Annotated in this window: 11 protein-coding genes; 3 read left to right on the forward strand and 8 right to left on the reverse strand. The window is 51.9% G+C overall.

The window, feature by feature from the left end; genetic code table 11:
- Positions 1-133: 133 nt before the first annotated feature.
- Entirely contained in the window at positions 134-2,116 is a 1,983-nt protein-coding gene (locus HMPREF0721_RS01485) for a sodium-translocating pyrophosphatase (RefSeq protein ID WP_006597750.1), read from the reverse strand.
- Positions 2,117-2,419: 303 nt separating this feature from the next.
- On the opposite strand from HMPREF0721_RS01485, the gene rpsD reads away from it, so the two are divergent.
- Together rpsD and HMPREF0721_RS01495 are read left to right on the forward strand one after the other, a co-directional pair.
- Positions 2,420-3,007 carry a 30S ribosomal protein S4 gene (gene rpsD / locus HMPREF0721_RS01490; RefSeq protein WP_040639826.1) on the forward strand — a complete coding sequence of 196 codons (588 nt, stop codon included), beginning with the start codon at positions 2,420-2,422 and terminating at the stop codon, positions 3,005-3,007.
- 8 nt (positions 3,008-3,015) lie between these two features.
- Positions 3,016-3,651, forward strand: coding sequence for a hypothetical protein (locus tag HMPREF0721_RS01495; protein ID WP_006597752.1), 636 nt, complete (start codon positions 3,016-3,018; stop codon positions 3,649-3,651).
- An 85-nt stretch (positions 3,652-3,736) separates the two neighbouring features.
- On the opposite strand, the gene HMPREF0721_RS01500 is transcribed toward HMPREF0721_RS01495, so the two are convergent.
- The 6 genes from HMPREF0721_RS01500 to glgB all read right to left on the reverse strand — a co-directional run bounded on the left by HMPREF0721_RS01500 (position 3,737) and on the right by glgB (position 14,090).
- The gene (locus tag HMPREF0721_RS01500; protein ID WP_006597753.1) at positions 3,737-5,665 is read right to left on the reverse strand and encodes a glycoside hydrolase family 13 protein; all 1,929 of its coding nucleotides are present in this window, start codon (positions 5,663-5,665) and stop codon (positions 3,737-3,739) included.
- Positions 5,665-7,104, reverse strand: coding sequence for a glycogen synthase GlgA (glgA, locus tag HMPREF0721_RS01505; protein WP_006597754.1), 1,440 nt, complete (start codon positions 7,102-7,104; stop codon positions 5,665-5,667). Before glgA ends, HMPREF0721_RS01500 begins: the two co-directional genes overlap by 1 nt.
- A gap of 2 nt (positions 7,105-7,106) precedes the next feature.
- Positions 7,107-8,222 carry a glucose-1-phosphate adenylyltransferase subunit GlgD gene (glgD, locus tag HMPREF0721_RS01510; protein ID WP_006597755.1) on the reverse strand — a complete coding sequence of 372 codons (1,116 nt, stop codon included), beginning with the start codon at positions 8,220-8,222 and terminating at the stop codon, positions 7,107-7,109.
- Between the two features lie 12 nt (positions 8,223-8,234).
- Positions 8,235-9,362: a glucose-1-phosphate adenylyltransferase gene (locus HMPREF0721_RS01515; RefSeq protein WP_050787005.1), complete on the reverse strand. Its 1,128-nt coding sequence runs from the start codon at positions 9,360-9,362 to the stop codon at positions 8,235-8,237.
- A gap of 148 nt (positions 9,363-9,510) precedes the next feature.
- On the reverse strand, positions 9,511-11,967 hold the full coding sequence (locus HMPREF0721_RS01520; protein ID WP_006597757.1) for a glycogen/starch/alpha-glucan phosphorylase: 2,457 nt from the start codon (positions 11,965-11,967) through the stop codon (positions 9,511-9,513).
- 71 nt (positions 11,968-12,038) lie between these two features.
- Positions 12,039-14,090, reverse strand: coding sequence for a 1,4-alpha-glucan branching protein GlgB (gene glgB / locus HMPREF0721_RS01525; RefSeq protein ID WP_006597758.1), 2,052 nt, complete (start codon positions 14,088-14,090; stop codon positions 12,039-12,041).
- Between the two features lie 416 nt (positions 14,091-14,506).
- Here glgB and HMPREF0721_RS01535 point away from each other — a divergent pair, with 416 nt between their 5' ends.
- Positions 14,507-16,435: an aconitate hydratase gene (locus HMPREF0721_RS01535; protein WP_006597760.1), complete on the forward strand. Its 1,929-nt coding sequence runs from the start codon at positions 14,507-14,509 to the stop codon at positions 16,433-16,435.
- 60 nt (positions 16,436-16,495) lie between these two features.
- Here HMPREF0721_RS01535 and HMPREF0721_RS01540 read toward each other — a convergent pair whose 3' ends face one another.
- Positions 16,496-18,301: an ASKHA domain-containing protein gene (locus tag HMPREF0721_RS01540; RefSeq protein ID WP_006597761.1), complete on the reverse strand. Its 1,806-nt coding sequence runs from the start codon at positions 18,299-18,301 to the stop codon at positions 16,496-16,498.
- Between the last annotated feature and the right edge of the window lie 122 nt (positions 18,302-18,423).

Below are 18,423 nucleotides of genomic sequence, written 5' to 3' on the forward strand. Positions count from 1 at the left end.
TGATGCATGCTGCCTTTTTTGTGTGAAGGAACGTCGTACACTATAATGTATGTGCGGGTGACTTTGATTGGAATCGGGCGGTTCGCACAATCAAAAAGCTGTGTCGAAAGACACAGCTTTTTGAATTCTGTTTTTAGAGAATGCCGCCGACAGCCATAATCAAAGGCGCAAAGACGAGAGAGATCACCGTCATCAATTTGATCAGGATGTTGATGGACGGCCCGGAAGTATCCTTGAACGGATCGCCGACGGTGTCGCCGACCACAGAAGCCTTGTGGGCCGGGCTGTTTTTGCCGCCGTGGGCGCCGTTTTCGATGAATTTTTTGGCATTGTCCCAGGCACCGCCGGAGTTGGACATGAAGATGGCCATGACCACACCGGTGATCAGTGCCCCGGAGAGCAGGCCGCCGAGTGCCTTGGGTCCGAGCAGCAGGCCGATGAGTAACGGCGAAATGATCGCGAGCAGGCCCGGAACGACCATTTGCTTAAGGGCGGCACCGGTCGCGATGGCCACGCATTTTTTATAATCCGGACGGACGGTCCCTTCCAAGATGCCAGGCATTTCGTGGAACTGTCTTCTGACTTCTTCAATCATGGTCGATGCCGATTTGGAAACCGAAGACATGGTGAAAGCCGAGAATAGGAAGGGCAGCATGCCCCCGATGAGCAGGCCGATGGTGACGCGGTTGTCCAGAATGTTGATGGATTTTAAGCCAACCGCCTGGGCGTAAGAAACGAAAAGTGCGAGTGCTGTGAGCGCAGCAGATCCGATGGCAAAGCCTTTCCCCATGGCGGCCGTGGTATTGCCCAGTGAATCAAGACGGTCGGTGATGCTGCGGACACCTTCTTCAAGAGCGGACATTTCAGCGATTCCGCCGGCGTTATCGGCGATGGGGCCGTAGGCATCGACCGCAACGGTCATAGCTGTGGTGGAAAGCATGCCGACCGCAGCCAGCGCAATCCCGTACAGACCGGCAGTCTGATAAGCGATGAAGGTTGCGATGCAGATGAGCAGGATCGGAAACGCGGTGGATTTCATCCCAATAGCCATCCCGGAAATAATGGTGGTCGCCGAACCGGTTTCCGATTCGCGGGCAATTTCTTTAACCGGATTATAAGTATCGGAGGTGTAATACTCCGTCAGCTTTCCGATGAGCACACCGACAACCAAACCGGCAATGATGGCAAACGCCTGATGATAACCGCCGAAGAATTGTTTGCTGAGCACTAAAGCGACCACCAGGACGATGATGCTGGAGACGTAGGTTCCGATATTCAGCGAAACCTGAGGGTTATTATTTTTGCTGGTGCGGGCGGCCAGAATGCCGATGCTGGAAGCGAGCAGACCGACAGCTGCAAAAATCAGCGGATACACCAGTCCGGCCTGATGGAAAAAAGCAACGCCCAGCGTCATGGCGGAAATGACTGCACCAACATAGGATTCGAAAAGATCGGCGCCCATCCCGGCAACGTCACCGACATTGTCACCGACATTATCCGCGATAACCGCGGGGTTTCTCGGGTCATCTTCCGGAATACCGGCTTCAACTTTACCGACAAGGTCGGCACCGACATCGGCTGCCTTGGTGTAAATCCCGCCGCCGACACGGGCAAACAGCGCGATGGAAGAGGCTCCCAGGCTAAAGCCGAAGAGGACATCGACATTGCCGGTGATCAGATACAGTGCCGAAATGCCGAAGATCCCAAAGCCGGCAACGCAGAGCCCCATGACAGCCCCGCCGGAAAAAGCGGTTTGTAAGGCCTGTACAATGCCGTGGGTTTTAGCGGCGTTGGCGGTGCGCACATTGGCCTTGGTAGCCACGCTCATGCCAAAATAACCAGCTAAAACCGAGAAGAGGGCACCGAATACGAAGCAAACAGCTGTCATCCAGCTGCCAATACCCAGACCGATGCCGAAGAATAAGACCAGTACAAAAACGACGAGAATGCGATATTCGGAAAAAAGGAATGCGTGCGCCCCCTCGCTGATTGCAGAAGCAATATCCTTCATCCGATCGGTCCCTGCCTCTCTTTTGGAAACCCAAGCGGCCAAATAGCCGGCAAAGAGAAGAGCAACAGCCCCCAACGCAAGTGAAATTAACAGAGATGTCCTCATAGTTTCGCCTCACTTTACTAAAGAATTTTGTATTTTGTCATTATAGCATAAAAGTTTCTTAAAAGGTTGTCAAATTTATATCAATCGAAGATTGTATCAATTAAATACGAGTAATGGCTAATTTCATCCATTGGCTTTGCGATGATATGTCGGAAAAGGAGCGGAACAAAATGAAAAATGCGTTATTTTTTCATCGAAATATATTTGCTATGGCTAACTTTTGTGATAATATAGGTTCGTCAAAATTAATATAAGTTGTTTTATTGACTGACGAACATGATGAATAAAAGAAAGGAATGGAGCATGGGACAAAAAAGAAAACCACGATTTAAACAATGCCGCCGATTTGGTGTGAATTTATATGGCAATCCGAAAGCGCTTGATCGCAAAGTAAGCGAACGGCGCCGGGGGAAACCCTCGGAATACAGCCAGCAGCTGAATGAAAAACAAAAGGTCAAAGCGTATTACAATATCCGGGAAAAGCAGATGCGCCGTTATTATGAGGATGCGTTTAAAAGGGAAGGTACCACCTCTTTGCATTTGTTTCGGTCATTGGAATCCCGTTTGGATAATCTGGTGTTGCGCATGCATTTTGCTTCAACCATTTTTCAGGCGAGACAGATGGTGGGGCATGGCCATATTTTGGTTAATGGTCGGCGGGTGGACATTCCCTCGTATCAGGTGCGCCCCGGGGACACCATCAGCCTGAAGCAGGCATCACGCAGTAATGAGATGTTTAAAGCCAATTTTCAGGATAATGCCGGCGCGGCGGTGCCCTATGTGTGTGTGGATGAAAATCAATTCAGCGGCACCTATGAGCGGTTGCCTGAAAGGGGAGAAATTCCCATCGATGTGGAGGATCAGCTGGTCATCGAATTCTATTCCCGTTAATCAATGTCATGAGCGTTTATCGATCACAGGTTTACTGGGAAGCCATGCTCGACCGAAAAGATCTTTGGCAGGGCAATTTTGCCAGCGGGAAGCCGGGGCGGCTGCCGATTTTTGTGCACATCCAAATCGAGAATCGCCAAACCGGGTATTTCGACAATCATTGGGCGTGCTATGATGAGCCCGAGAGATTGCTGGGCTTTATCCGCTATGTGTTTTTGCCGACGGCCTTTCATCAGCTGGCCGATCCTAATGGGCCCATCGCGACACCGGTGGGCAGCGAGGACGACATGTTGCTGGATCTGACAGCGGAACAGGCACGTCAGGCCCGGGTGTTTTTGGAAGAGGTGACCGCGCTTTGGCCGATGGATGCCTCGCGAATGCTCAGCCGGATCTGCCGCTTGTGTGCGGGCATTTCAAAAGTGTATCAGCACGCCGACGCGCGTATGCGTCTGGTTTGCTATCCCGGATCCGGTGCCATCAATCACCGAATCAAGGCGCAGTATTGGGACGAGGCAGTGTTTAAAGAGGACGTCGGCTTGTCTTATGCGCAGTGGGACGACAGCTGCCGGCGTTTTGCCGCGGCGGAAAAGGCCAGTCATTTTTTCCTGTCTTTCTTGAGCAATCGCCTGTTTGCTTTTGGTTAACGGCATCGGCACGGGTATAAATAAATAGAAAAAACGGCATTGCCAGTGATATGGCAGCGCCGTTTTTTGTTTTGATAGGTTGTTCTTAGACTTCGTAATTGCTCAGCAGGCCCTGGATTTCCCTGTCGTTTTTAAACAAGGTGTGCGCAGGTGTCTGCAGACGATAAATTTTGGCGGTCAGCGGGGCAAGGGTGATGCCATCCAGTTTTTCCCAGAGGTGGCCCAGCAAATCCCGGCCGATTCTGCCGTGAAGACTCGCGTGTTTATAGGTTTTATATTCGGAGTCGGAGCGATTGAACGCGCACAGGACGACCGTTTGCTTATAAATGCGCAGATACACCAAAAGGTCGTCATCGGAGGCCATGGGGTAAAAGCGTCCGCGGACAAGGGGCTTGTTCCTCGCGCGCAGCCGCGTGATATTTTGATACCAGGTGATGAGCTCCCGGTCTTCGCGGCCCCAGGGATAAGGGCCGCGGTTATAGGGATCTTCGAAGCCCTCCATGCCGGCTTCGTCGCCGTAATAAATGCAGGGCACCCCGGGAAACGTCATCTGCACCAGGCTGATAAGCTTGAGCCGCTTCACGGCAAGCAGCCGCTGATCCGGCGCTAAATGAAAGGCTTCTTTGCCGGCTTCCGACATCTGAAAGCCCGTCACGCCGGAAAGCACGGTTAAAATGCGGGCGCGATCGTGAGAGCCGATGAGGTTCATGTTGGCCATGAATTGCCCCCGGGGATAAGTCTCGTAGAGGGACATCATACGGCGCATGGTTTCCCCCGACGTGATTTTGTAGAGAAAAAAATCCACAAAGGCTTCCCGGAAGGGATAATTCATTACCGAATCGAGTTCGCGGCCCATGAAGTATTGGCGCTGCACGCCGTAGGAAATTTTATTGCTGGCGTTCTCCCAAACCTCACCGATGAGCACATGTTCTTCGCCTTCTTCCATCAAAGCCGTTTTGAGGCCCTCGATAAAAGCGTCCGGCAGTTCGTCTGCCACGTCGAGGCGCCAGCCGGCGGCGCCGGCTCGGGTCCATTTGCGCACGATAGCGTTATCATCGCCGAAGATATAAGCCTGATAGGCGGGGTCGAGCTCTTCCACATTGGGCATATTGCCGATGCCCCACCAGGATTCGTATTCGTCGGGATAATCGCTGAAGCGATACCAGGAATAATAGGGGGACTTCTTGGATTGATAGGCACCGGTGCCGGGATAATGGCCATATTTGTTAAAATAGATCGAATCGTCGCCGGTATGGGAGAAAACCCCGTCGAGAATGATGTGCATGCCGCGCTTTTTCGCTTCGCGGCACAGGGTTTTAAAGCTGGATTCGTCGCCGAATTCCCGGGCAATGCGGCTGTAGTCGGCCGTATTGTATTTATGATTGCTGTTGGCCTCGAAAATCGGATTGAGATAGAGAATGGTGACATGAAATTGTTTGAGGTAGTCCAGCTTTTCGGTGATGCCGGCGAGATTGCCGCCGAAATAATCCCAATAAGCGATGGCGCCGTCTTCCCGGCGAAAATAATGGGGGGAATCGTTCCAGCTGCCGTGAATCAGGGAGTTGGGGAAATATTCGGGGGCGATGTCCTTGCCTTTGGCAAAACGGTCCGGGAAAATTTGATACATGATGCCGTCGGTGTACCATTCGGGCACTTTGCGGCAGTCGTCGTAAAGGGTGATCTGGAAAGAAGGCGGACTGGTTTCGTAAATGCGGCCTTCGCCGCCCATATTGTCCCCGTGGGGACCGTAGTAATAGTGTTTATTGAAGGCGTCAAAGCTGAAGTCGTACCAAAAAAGGCCGACATCTTTGGGCATTTCGATGGAACAGGTGAAGGTGCCATCCGCGTGTCCGGGCAAAAGATCGAAATGGTGTTCTCTTTCTTTAAAGAAGGTATGCACCTGGATATTCATCACGTCCTGCGCTTCGACGCTGATCGTGACGCGAGAGCCGCTTGGCAATGCGCCAAAGGGCTCTCGGAATTTTAAATCAAATGAGTCGTGTTTAAAATACATTAAAGTTTCCCGCAGATTTTCTTATAGTGGTAGAGGTAGGTTTCCGCCGAATGCCGCCAGTTAAAATCGCTCTTCAAGGCGTTGTGGGTCAGCGTCTTCCAATCATCTTTTTCGTCGTAAAAGAGGCCGACGGCCTTCTGAATGGTAAAAAGCATATCATGGGCGTTGTAGGTGGCGAAAGAAAAGCCGTTGCCCGTTTTGTCTTCACTGTTGAAGTAATGAACGGTGTCTTTCAGGCCGCCGGTTTCCCGAACGATGGGAACCGCGCCATAGCGCATGGCGATCATCTGTGACAAGCCGCAGGGTTCGAATTTGCTCGGCATGAGGAACATGTCCGACCCGGCATAAAGCTTGCGCGAGAGGTCTTCATCAAAGGTGATGCAGGCGCGCATTTTGTCCGGATAGGCATAGGCCACTTCCCGCAGCATGTTTTCGTAGCGGGCTTCGCCGGTGCCCAGGACGATCATCTGCAGATCCATCTGCAAAATTTCGTGAATCACAGCAGCCATCAGATCGAGCCCTTTTTGCTCCGTCAGGCGGGTGATCATCGTGATGATGGGCTTGCTGTTATTCACCGGCAGGTTCATGTGTTCCTGCAGCGCCTTCTTATTTTCGAGTTTCTTCACGTAGGACGTGGTGTAGTGGCTCCAGATATGGGGATCGGTCTGCGGATTGTATTCCTTGTCGTCGATCCCGTTTAAGATACCGAGCTCCTTCCAATCGATATCCCGAATGACGCCGTCCAGATGCTCGCCGTAGTAGGGATCTTTGATTTCTTCGGCATAGCTGGGGGAGACCGTGGTCACCAAATCGGCCGAATAAAGCGCGCCTTTCATGAAGTTGATGTCTTTATAAAATTCCATCGCGTCGGGAAAATAGTCGAAGTTGAGGATGCCCGAGATATCGCTGAAGCCGTAGACGCCCTGGAACTTGATGTTGTGGATGGTAAAGACCGTTTTGGTATTCTGATAATGCCATTGATACTGCTCTTTAAACAGATAGGGAATAAGCGCGGTCTGCCAGTCGTGGCAGTGGAGCACATTCGGATAAAAATCAACATAGGGAATGAATTCCAGCACGGCCCGGCAGAAATAGACGAAGCGCTCTGCCTCATCATAATAACCATAAAGCCCCGGCCGTTTAAAGTAGTACTCATTATCAATGAAGTAAAAGGTGACGTTATCGACCTTGTAAGAAAAGATGCCGACGTATTGATCTTGGTCGCCGATGTGCACATAAAACGAATCGATGAAAGTCATCTGGCGCGCATAGGTATCTGGGATGCTGCCATATTTGGGAATGACGACACGCACATCGGTCTGATCTGGTGGAAAGGCTCGGGGAAGCGAACCGATCACATCCCCGAGTCCGCCGCTTTTCGCAAAGGGAAAGGCTTCCGATGCGGCGAATAAAATTTTGAGTTTATCGGTTTTAGCCATGATTAAAGACTCCTTCCTTTTCCGAGAATAATGGGATTATCTTTGGTGCCGGTTAATGAAACGTTGTCGCGGATCGAACAGTTTTTATCCAGGATGACATGTTTTAAAGTGACGTTGCGGCCGATGGTGGCATGCTGCATGATGATGCAGTTTTCGATCCGTGAATTTTCACCGACCAGCGAATCTCGGAATAAAATGGCGTGATCCAAAACCCCGTTGACCGTACATCCTGAGCCGACGATGGCGTGGTCCACATGGGCCGTGATGCCGTAATGCGCCGGATGATTGTCTTTTACCTTGGTGTAGATCTGGGCATCGCTGAGGAAGAGCTCTTTCATCACGTCGAAATCCAGCAGGTCGCTGTTGACTTCGCGGAAGCGGCGCATCGAACTGATCCGGGCAAAATAGCCGGTGTGGGGCGCGCCGAAAATGCGCAGGGTGTTGAGATTATCCGTGATGACGTCCATCAAATCCCATTCACCCATGTTGTTGGCGGTTTCGAGCAGATCCAAAAGCACCTGCTTTTTAATGATCATCATGTCGGCGTAGACATAATTAGTGGTTTCGTTGTCCTGATAATGGATGGTGTTGATGCGGTATTTGTCGAAGTCGAGATAGGCGTCGTTGGCTTTGAGTTCATAGCTTGGGCGGTTCTTTTTGAAAATCATCGTCGCGTCGGCATTGTTGGTCTTGTGGATGCGGTAGGCTGCGTTGAAGTCAAAGGATGTGACCAAATTGGGTGCGGAGATGATGATGTCGGTGATGTCGGAGCCGTGGGTTAAAAAGATGCGGTTATTGTAAAGGTCGCGGACCGAGATTTTAACCGTGTCGCCGTAGCGCACCGAGGAATAACCAGACAGGATCAACAGATCCTGGGTCTTGCGGGACAGCGACCATTCTTTGCCTGTTCCGAGGTGATCAATCAATGAAGAATATTTGTAGGAGCCGACAACGCCCACATGGTTGATACCGGAATTGATCATGTTTGAAAGGGTGAAGTCGATCAGGCGATAGCGTCCGCCGAAAGGCAGGGTGCTCATGGAACGGTGTTCGGTTAACTCGCCGAGGTCCGTGTTGTCGCCGTCAATGTTTAAGATAAATCCGATTGTGTTTTTCATCTCGCAGCCTCCTTAAGCGTTGATGACGTGAATATCCATGGGATCGTCCGATTCTGCGGCGACGATGCGGGTATCGCCGTTCACGATGCCGCTGGGTCTGACGATGCAGCGTTCCAGATGGGCGCCGTCTTCAATCTGAGCGCCGGTGTGGATGATGCAGTCGCGGATAATCGTGTGCTCGCCGATGGTGACATCATGGGACAAGACAGAATGCTCTACCTGGCCGAAAATGGCGCAGCCGTCGCAGATCAGAGAATTTTGCACATTGGCATAAGGCCCGATAAACTGCGGATGGCGGCTGTTATTGTTGGAGAAGATGCGGAAATCCGGATCCGTCAGATCGAAGTTGCAGGATTCGTCCAGCAAATCCATGTTGGCTTCAAAATAACTTTCGATGGTCCCGACGTCTTTCCAATAACCGGAGAAGGTATAAGCGAAGATGCGCTTGCCCTGTTCGTGCAGCGCGGGGATCACGTTGTTGCCAAAGTCGTTTTCTGAGTTGGGATCCTCGGCGTCTTCGATAAGCGCTTTGCGCAATACCGGCCAGGAGAAGACATAAATCCCCATTGAAGCTTTATTGCTTTTGGGTTCGGCCGGTTTTTCCTGGAAGTTTTGGATGCGCTGTTCGTCGTTGGTTACGACGATGCCGAAGCGGTTGGCTTCTTCCCAGGGTACATTCATCACGGCCATGGTCAGATCGGCCTGCTTTTTCTTGTGGTAGGCGATCATCTTGGAATAATCCATTTTATAAATGTGGTCGCCGGACAAAATCAAAACATATTCTGGATTGAACTGGTCGATGAAGTCGATATTCTGGGTGATGGCGTCTGCGGTGCCGTTGTACCAGTGGCCGCCCTTCTGCCCCATGTAAGGCGGAAGAATGCGCACACCGCCGTTGACTTTGTCAAGAGCCCAAGCCGAGCCGTCGCCGACGTAGTTATTTAAAATATAGGGGCGGTATTGTGTTAACACCCCGACAACGTCGATATCTGAATTCATGCAATTGCTCAACGGAAAGTCGATGATACGGTATTTTCCCCCGAATAAAACTGCAGGTTTGGCATTATTGGCCGTTAAGGCCTTCAAGCGGCTGCCCTGTCCGCCGGCTAACAGCATGGCGACACATTCAATACTCATAATATTCTCCTTTGTCTCTCCGGAAGGAGGTTGCAATAAGCCATTGGGTGATTAATCGATCAGCCGCCGAACGGGCGGCTGTTGTTTGAATTTTGAAAAACCGGCTTTAAAGACACAATAGTTTGTGTGAAAAAAGTGCGGTATGTGATTGTCAATGAGAGGATGCAATATCCCAAATTTCTTTCTGATAATCGGCGATGGAGCGGTCGGACGAAAAGATGCCGGAGTTGGCGATGTTGATCGTCGCCCGCGCAAGCCAGGCATCCCGGTTGCAATAGGCTTGGCTGGCTTGCTGCTGAATATCCGCATAGGAAGCAAAATCTTTGAGCACGTAATAGGTATCGTTGCCCAAAAGCAGCGAATCGTAAATCGTCTGGAAGCTGACGCCTCCCAGGAAGCCATCAATCAGTTGATTTAAAATTTCCTGAATTCGGGAATCGCTTTGATAAATATCCAGAGAGCGATAGCCGCCGTTGTGGTTGTAGCCTGCTACTTCATCGGCGGACATGCCGAAGGTGAAAATATTGCTCATGCCCACGTGCTCGGCGATTTCGATATTGGCGCCGTCCATCGTCCCCAATGTGAGCGCGCCGTTCATCATGAATTTCATATTGCCGGTGCCGGACGCTTCCTTGCCGGCGGTCGAAATCTGTTCGGAAATTTCCGCGGCGGGATAAATGATTTCAGCGGAAGACACGTTGAAGTTCGGCACAAAAACAACCTTGAGCTTGTCCCCAATTAACGGATCGTTGTTGATCTTGTCGGATAGGACGTTGATCAGTTTGATGATTTCTTTCGCATAGTAATAGGAAGGGGCGGCCTTGCCGGCGAAGATATAGGTTTTCGGTACGAAATCGGCATTGGGGTTGGAACGCAGCTGATTATAAACGTGCATGATGTGCAGCGCATTGAGCAGTTGGCGTTTGTATTCGTGAATCCGTTTGACCTGCACGTCGAAAATGGAGTTCGGATTCAAGGCGATGCCCTGGGTGGCCTTGATGTGGCGAGCCAGTCGTTCTTTATTGTGCTTTTTGACAATACCAAGTTTGTCGCGGAAAGCGACGTCATCAGCATATTTTTCGAGGGCTTTGATAGCCGTCATGTTTTGGGCCTGAGTCCAATCATTCCCGATGGTGTCGCAGATCAAGTTTTTCAGCTCGGGATTGGCCGCCATCAGAAAACGCCGCGGCGTCACGCCGTTGGTCACATTGTGGAAACGATCCGGATAAACGGCATAAAAATCTTTAAAGGTTTCTTCCTTGAGGATTTTCGTGTGCAGCTCAGCCACACCGTTAACAGAGTGGGAGCCGATAATGGCCAAATGCGCCATATGTACCTGGCCGTCTTTTAAAATGGAAATGCCGTAATTGCGCGCTTCCTGATCCGGATATTGATTGTTCATTTCAAGGATGAAGCGACGGTTGATTTCTTCGATAATCATGTAGACCCGGGGCAGGAGGTTTTTCATCATATCGATGGGCCACTTTTCGAGCGCTTCCGGTAATACGGTGTGATTGGTGAAGCTCATAGAAGCCACAGTCATCTGCCAGGCATCGTCCCATTCATAGTTTTCTTCGTCAACCAAGATCCGCATGAACTCCGCAACGCACATGGCCGGATGGGTATCGTTGATGTGGATGCAGATTTTATCCTGGAAACCATCCATGGCACCGTGATGCTCTTTTTTGTAGCGGCGGACAATACGTTTGAGGCCGGCGCAGACAAAGAAATATTCCTGCTTGAGTCGCAACTGCTGTCCCTCGAAACCGTGATCGGAAGGGTAAAGTACCTGGGAAATGGCTTCAGCCTCGGATTTGCGCTGAACGGCCTTGAGGAAATGTCCCTGATTGAAGGTGTTCAGATCGAAGTCTTCTACCGGTTCGGCACTCCAAAGGCGCAGCGAGTTGACGGTTTTATTGTGATAGCCTTGAACCGGGACATCGTAGGGGACGGCGAGCACGGGTTCGTAGTTTTCGTGGATAAAAACGAGTTTGCCGCCGACTTCTTCCGCGCGAACATCACCGCCGAATTTGACGATCACGGAATTTTCCGGCTTTGCAATTTCGAAGGGATAGCCGTGCCGCAGCCAGTTGTCAGCAACTTCAACCTGTTCGTTGTTGACGATTTTCTGCTGGAACAGGCCATATTTGTAGCGAATCCCGTTGCCGTGACCGGGGAAGTTCATCGCAGCAGTGCTGTCGAGATAGCAGGCCATGAGCCGGCCGAGGCCGCCGTTGCCGAGCGCCGGGTCATGTTCTCGAGTTTGGATCTTATCATAATCCAGGCCGAGCTCCGTGAGCACTTCCGGAACAATTTGATCCCAGCCGAGGTTCATGATATAAGTGCGCAGCAGGCGACCGATCAGAAACTCAATGGAAAAGAAATAAATCTGTTTATCCGAGAAGGTGCGATTGCGGCTGTTATTGTGAGCCCATTCGGTGGTGATATTTTCCATTACGAGCTGAGCCAGTGCTTCATATTGATTTTGCGTTGTGGAATCCTCCAGCTTTTCACCGGAAATTTCTTCGACTTTCTTGATAAAAGCTTTTTTGAAAGTCTCTTTGGTCATGGTTGCATGTTCAGATTGTTTGTGGTTGAATTTAATCATAAATCTCCTTTATGGGCGCATGGCGATCCGATAGGAAACGGACCGCAAGCTTTTTAATTATTTGATTTAGCTCATTTATTATACGCTTTCTTGTCGATTTTCGCGATAGATTTTGGCGATTTATCTTGTTTGACTAAAGGTTTTGGATTGTCATCCTTTACGGCCGGCTGGATGGTCGGCGCTTTAGTCGGAAGTGTCGCACGTTTAGCTGTCCCCTTTCCGGTGCGAGATGTTTTGGTGCGAGCTGTTTTTTTGATGGCGGGTTTGCGGTGCTTCACCGCTTTATAAATGAGAGCCGTCAGCCCGGGCACGCGCAGTGTCGCGGTGAACGGTTGATTGTGGCAGCCGCCTTTTTTACCTTTGGTTGTTTTTTTGACGGGGGTGCCTTTGCCGCCGTAGGCTGCGTCGTCGGAATTAAAGAGCAGGCGATAGGTGCTGGCTGTGGGAACGCCGATATCGTATTCCGGGTAATCCTGGGGACAAAAATTAACGAGGATGATCAAATCATCCTGGGGGTCCTTGCTCATGCGTCGGAAAATGATGATGCTCTGCTTGGCGTTGTCGGCGTCGATCCATTGGAAGCCATCCCAGCTGTGGTCTTCCTGCCAAAGCGCCGGCTCGTTTAGATAATGCTTGTTAAGATCTTGAATAAATTGATGGAATTGCCGGTGCTTGGGATTGTCAAGCATGAACCATTCCAATTGTTCGTAATAGCGCCACTCGATGAAAGGGGCCATTTCGTTGCCCATGAAGGTGAGTTTTTTGCCGGAGTGGGTGTACATATAGGCGTAGAGCAGGCGCATCTGATCGAATTTTCCGTCGTAATCGCCGAACATTTTGTCGAGGATGGATTTCTTGCCGTGGACGATTTCGTCGTGGGACAGCGGGAGCACAAAGGTTTCCGAGAAGGCATAAGCCATTGAAAACGTCAGTTTGCTGTGAAACTGACTGCGCACATAGGGATCCGTTTCCATATAGGAAAGCGTGTCGTGCATCCAGCCCATGTCCCATTTCATGTTAAAGCCGAGCCCGCCTTGATCCACCGGCCAGGTCACCATCGGATAGGCGGTGGATTCCTCCGCGGCCATGATCGCATAAGGAAAGTATTTAAAAATTTCCGTGTTGAGTTTTTGCAGAAAAGCCACGGCTTCCAAGGAATCGTTGCCGCCGAATTTATTGCGCCGCCATTCGTTTTCGTAGCCGTAATTTAAATAGATGATGCTGGCGACGCCGTCGATGCGCAGGCCGTCGATATGATAACAGTCGAACCAATAATAAGCATTGGAGATCAAGAAATTGACCACTTCGTTTTTATTGTAGTCAAATTCCATGGTGCCCCATTGGGGATGCTCGGTGGCTTCGTAAAGATTGGTGCCGTCGAGTTTGTAAAGGCCGTGAGCGTCCTTGCAGAAGTGACCGGGCACCCAGTCGAGGATCACCGCAATGTCGTTTTGGTGCAGTCGGTCAATCAGATACATCAGTTCCTGGGGCGTACCGTAGCGGGAAGTCGGCGCGAAGAAACCCGTCAGTTGGTAGCCCCAGGAGCCATCAAAGGGGTGTTCCATCACCGGCATGAATTCCACATGGGTGTAATGCATGGCTTTTAAATAGGGGACAAGTTGATCGGCCAAGTCGTGATAGTTCAGGAAGGTGCCGTCCTCGTGGGTGCGCCAGCTGCCCAGGTGCATTTCATAAATGTTGACCGGCTTATTTTGCGACGTTTGGCCTTTTCGCGCCGCGCGCCAAGTGTCGTCATGCCAGATATAATCATCCAAAGACCAGACGACAGAGGCCGTCTGGGGGCGCACTTCGGCGTAAAAGGCATAGGGATCCGCTTTATGCGCGACTTCTTCATCGATTTGTGTGATGCAGTATTTGTAAATCTCACCGCTTAAATCCCGGTCGATGGTGAGGGCCCATACGCCGCCGGAGTCCGGCAGCAAGGCCATCGGGTTGGCAGTCGCATCCCAGTCGTTAAAGTTGCCGACAACGGCAACCGCGCGGGCGTTGGGCGCCCAGAGACGGAAGGTGGTCTTGCCGTCTGCAGGATGCGCGCCAAAAAATTCATAACTTTGAAGGTAGTTTCCATTGTGAAAGAGATACAAGGCGACAGCATTATCCATAGATCATTATCCTTTCGAAGATGCAAACATGATGCAATAAAATACATAACGCCATGACCGCGCCAAGATGGCTTTTAAACAGCGGACATTTTGTAACACGGGTTAATTGTTATCATTATTTTAACATATCTGTAATGAAAAGGGATGTCATTTTCATAAAAAGTGTGAAAAAATGACGCATTTGCCTTTGAAAAAATGCACAAAAAATGACCGTCGGCGAAAAAGACAATGCCCATTTTTTGTGCGTCAAGAAAAAGCTGAACAGCAATCGGCAGCGCGTTTGCAGTGTCCGGGTTTAAATGCACTTCACTGCGCAAAATGGCGTTGAGCCGCCGATGGCTCTGTGGTATAATCAGGGCGGATTCAATCGTTATTTGCGCTGAAATCTGAAAGCGAGTAGAAGAGAAGGAGCAAAAATGGGACTGACACTCACAGAAAAAATCATCCGCGATCATTTGGTCGTTGGGAAAATGGAAAAGGGAACGGAAATTGGCATTTGCATCGATCAGACCCTGACCCAGGATTCCACCGGCACCATGGCTTATATGCAGCTGGAAGCGATGGAAGTGCCGTGGGTGAAAACCAAACGATCCTTAGCTTATGTGGATCACAACATGCTTCAGGAAGGGCCGGAAAATATGGATGACCACCTTTATATCCAGACGGTAGCCAAGAAGCACGGCGTGTATTTTTCCCGGCCGGGCAACGGCATCTGTCATCAGGTTGAAATCGAGCGATTTGGTGTGCCGGGTCAAACCCTGGTGGGGTCCGACTCCCATACACCCACTGGCGGCGGCATTGGAATGCTCGCCATCGGCGCCGGCGGCCTCGATGTGGCGGTGGCCATGGCCGGTGGTGAATATTATATCACCATGCCCCGAATCGTCCGGGTCGAGCTGACCGGGAAACTGCGTGGGGGCGTTTCTTCCAAAGATATTATCTTGGAGGTGTTGCGTCAGTGCACCGTTAAAGGCGGGGTTAACAAAGTCTTTGAATACGCCGGACCCGGTGTCTTGACGCTGACGGTGCCGGAACGGGCGACCATCACCAATATGGGGGCCGAGCTGGGGGCGACCACTTCTATTTTCCCGGCGGACGACATGACCCGGGCCTTCCTGAAGGCTCAGGACCGCGAAAGCGATTTTGTCGCGCTGGCCGCGGACGCCGATGCCCAATACGATCAGGTGGTGAAAATCGATCTGTCGGCGCTCGAGCCCTTGGTGGCCTGTCCCCACAGTCCGGATGCGGTGAAAAGGGTGGCGGATCTTGAAGGCATGCCGGTCAATCAAGTGTGCATCGGATCCTGCACCAATTCGTCCTATCTTGATCTGATGAAAGTTGCCGCTATCATGAAAGGCAAAACCGTGGCCGAAAATGTGGAAATGGTTGTAGCGCCGGGCTCCCGTCAGGTGCTGACTATGCTGGCGGAAAACGGCGCGCTGGCGGATATCCTCGGCACAGGTGCCCGGGTGCTTGAATGCGGCTGCGGTCCCTGCATCGGGATGGGCCAGGCTCCCTGCACCGACGGCGTTTCCCTGCGGACCTTCAATCGTAATTTCAAAGGGCGTTCCGGAACAGTCTCGGCGGATATTTATCTGCTCAGTCCGGAAACGGCGGCGATTTCCGCCATCGAAGGCAAGCTGACGAATCCCCTGGGCAAGGTGGAACTTCCGGCGATCGTCATGCCGGAACACTTCAAAGTGAACGATAATGCCGTGGTACCGCCGGCGCCGGAAGGCGAAGACGTCGAGATTATCCGCGGACCGAATATCAAACCCTTCCCGCTGGCTAAACCGCTGAAAGCCACGGTTGAAGGCAAGGCGCTCATCGTGGTGGAGGACAATATCACGACGGATCACATCATGCCCTCGAATGCAAAACTTTTGCCTTTCCGTTCCAATATTCCCTATTTGGCAGATTATTGTCTGACGCCCTGCGATCCGGATTTTCCGCAGCGGGCCAAGGATAATGGCGGTGGCTTTATCATCGCCGGTTCCAACTATGGCCAGGGTTCCAGCCGGGAACATGCGGCGCTGGCTCCGGTTTACTTGGGCATTAAGGGTGTGGTGGCTAAATCCTTTGCGCGTATCCATAAGAACAATCTGATCAATAATGGGATCTTGCCGCTGGTTTTTGAGGATCCGGCAGATTACGACAGGATTGCCGTCGGCGACGACTTGAAAATCGACGATGCGGTTGACGCCATTGGCACGGGTCGTGTGACATTGACCAATGTGACAAAGAACGAAAGTTATCCTTTGAGCATTGAAATTTCCGAACGCCAGCGGGAGATGCTGGTAGCCGGCGGACTGATCAATCGCATGAAAGCTCGAAAAGACGCATAAGCCGAAAATAACCCGGCAATAAAAAACGACTGTCCGCTTCAATGCGGGCAGTCGTTTTTATTAGGTTTTCTCCAAATCAGTGCATTTTAAAAAAGTGTCGTTAAAGGCTGGATCCTCCGCCAGATTAATCACCTCGCAATGTTCCGGCAGTGCATTTATTTCGCGGAGCACATCCTTGGAAAGCAGGGCGCGAATCGCACCGGATCCGGCGCCGTTGCCGCAAGCGACCACCGGAGTGTTTGGCCATTCGGGGATTAGCCCGATCTTTTGGGCGGATTCGACGCGGATGTAGTTGCCGAAGGCACCTGCAAGATAGACAGTGTCGATGTCTTTGGGAGTGAGACCGGCATGCCGGAGCAAAAGCTGGGTGGCAGTTTGGATGGCACCTTTGGCCAATTGGATCGCGCGGATATCCTTTTGGCTGATGGTGATCTCTGGGCCGCCGGCGTTTTCTTTAGTGCTGAGCAGCACGAAGCTGGTGACGCGGCCGTCTTTTCGCAGCATGGCAGCGTTGGGGTTTTGGGCAAGCGCATTCCCGGTGACAAAACGGCCACTGCGTTCAAGCAGGCCGGCGTCAAGGAGGGCGGCGACGGCGTCGATGATGCCGGAACCGCAGATCCCCTTGGCCGGCGGGGCGTCGATCACTTGGCAGGCAAAATGATCGGTATAGGTCACGCGCTCGATGGCACCGGAAATGCCGCGCATGCCCATGGTCAGCCCGTCTCCCTCGAGGGCGGGGCCGCAGGCGGTGGCGCAAACGGTATAGTGCTCGCGGTTGCCGACGGCGAGCTCGCCGTTAGTGCCTAAATCGATCACCAGGTGGTTGCCGCCGCGCCTGGGAAGCGCCGCAAGCAGGGCCGTGGTGTCGGAGCCGACAAAGCCGCCGAGGGGCGGCAGGAGTCGAACGATGGCTGCCGGATGAAGGGGGAGCCCGAGATCGGTCGGATGGAAAGTGAGCATGCCGGTGATTTGAGATTTAAAGGGGGCATGGCCGAGGCCTTTCGGATTCAGACCGGCGAATAGGTGGAGCATGGTGGTATTGCCGCAGGCGATTAAATGGATGATGTTCTGTGTCTGTGCGTGTGCTTTTTGGCATAAAGTTGCCAGAAGTTTGGAAAGCGTGGCAATAATAGCTTGCTGAAGGGCATCGCCCCGGCCGCTTGCAGCGGCATCAATGCGGCTGACCACATCGGCGCCAGAGGCACTTTGCGCGTTGCCGGCCGAAGCGGTGGCCAGCCAAGCGCCGTTCTCCAGATCGTAGAGATAGCCGGCGACGGTGGTGGTGCCGATATCAAAGGCAGCGCCGAGCATCGATGCGGCATGATTGGAGGGGACGGCGGCGAGCATATGGCCGGCGGCCTTGGCCGCGTTGCGTGCGGTTTCGATGGGAACGAGGGGCATCTCGACCAGCACGTTCACAACAGGGCCCGGCGTGCGGCGGATGGCTTCATACGCATCATAAAGGACTTGGGGATCGTCGCAGCGCAGATCGACAGGAAGGACCGCATTGATGGATGCCAGAAAGGCGCGGTCACTTTGCAAGTTGAGGGCATTGAAGGCGACAGGGTAGGCCGTGACAGGCGGGTTGAAAGTCAGCGGATCGAAGGCAATCGCCTCGGTCAGAATCTTTTTGTGAGCCCCATCGGGGGAAATGAGAATGTGCATGCCGTCGGAAGCCGGATATTGGCAGGCCAGCACCTCAAAGGTAAGGCCGTTTTCCTGCACCAGGGTTAGGCACTTGCCGCAGTTGCCGAGTCCGCCGCACACCAGATCCAGCGGGTGGCCGGCCGCAACGCAAGCATCGGCAACCGTGGCGCCGGCATCGACCGCACAAGTTTGTCCGTAATAGGGAAAATCAATTTGCATAAAAACCTTCTTTAAAAAAATTGTCGGCAAATAAAGCTAACAAGTGATGTTGAATTGTTTTTATCTTATCGAAAACGAAGTGTAAAAACAATGGATTATCGTCAGAGTGCATTAAAATTTAT

Origin of the sequence: Pseudoramibacter alactolyticus ATCC 23263 (genome assembly GCF_000185505.1) — a bacterium.
GTDB classification, from domain to species: Bacteria; Bacillota; Clostridia; order Eubacteriales; family Eubacteriaceae; genus Pseudoramibacter; species Pseudoramibacter alactolyticus.

Bases quoted from the DNA above. Each gene is read 5' to 3' on its own strand.
- HMPREF0721_RS01485 (WP_006597750.1), bottom strand. From the start codon at position 2,116: ATGAGGACATCTCTGTTAATTTCACTTGCGTTGGGGGCTGTTGCTCTT.
- rpsD (WP_040639826.1), top strand. From the start codon at position 2,420: ATGGGACAAAAAAGAAAACCACGATTTAAACAATGCCGCCGATTTGGT.
- HMPREF0721_RS01495 (WP_006597752.1), top strand. From the start codon at position 3,016: ATGAGCGTTTATCGATCACAGGTTTACTGGGAAGCCATGCTCGACCGA.
- HMPREF0721_RS01500 (WP_006597753.1), bottom strand. From the start codon at position 5,665: ATGTATTTTAAACACGACTCATTTGATTTAAAATTCCGAGAGCCCTTT.
- glgA (WP_006597754.1), bottom strand. From the start codon at position 7,104: ATGGCTAAAACCGATAAACTCAAAATTTTATTCGCCGCATCGGAAGCC.
- glgD (WP_006597755.1), bottom strand. From the start codon at position 8,222: ATGAAAAACACAATCGGATTTATCTTAAACATTGACGGCGACAACACG.
- HMPREF0721_RS01520 (WP_006597757.1), bottom strand. From the start codon at position 11,967: ATGATTAAATTCAACCACAAACAATCTGAACATGCAACCATGACCAAA.
- glgB (WP_006597758.1), bottom strand. From the start codon at position 14,090: ATGGATAATGCTGTCGCCTTGTATCTCTTTCACAATGGAAACTACCTT.
- HMPREF0721_RS01535 (WP_006597760.1), top strand. From the start codon at position 14,507: ATGGGACTGACACTCACAGAAAAAATCATCCGCGATCATTTGGTCGTT.
- HMPREF0721_RS01540 (WP_006597761.1), bottom strand. From the start codon at position 18,301: ATGCAAATTGATTTTCCCTATTACGGACAAACTTGTGCGGTCGATGCC.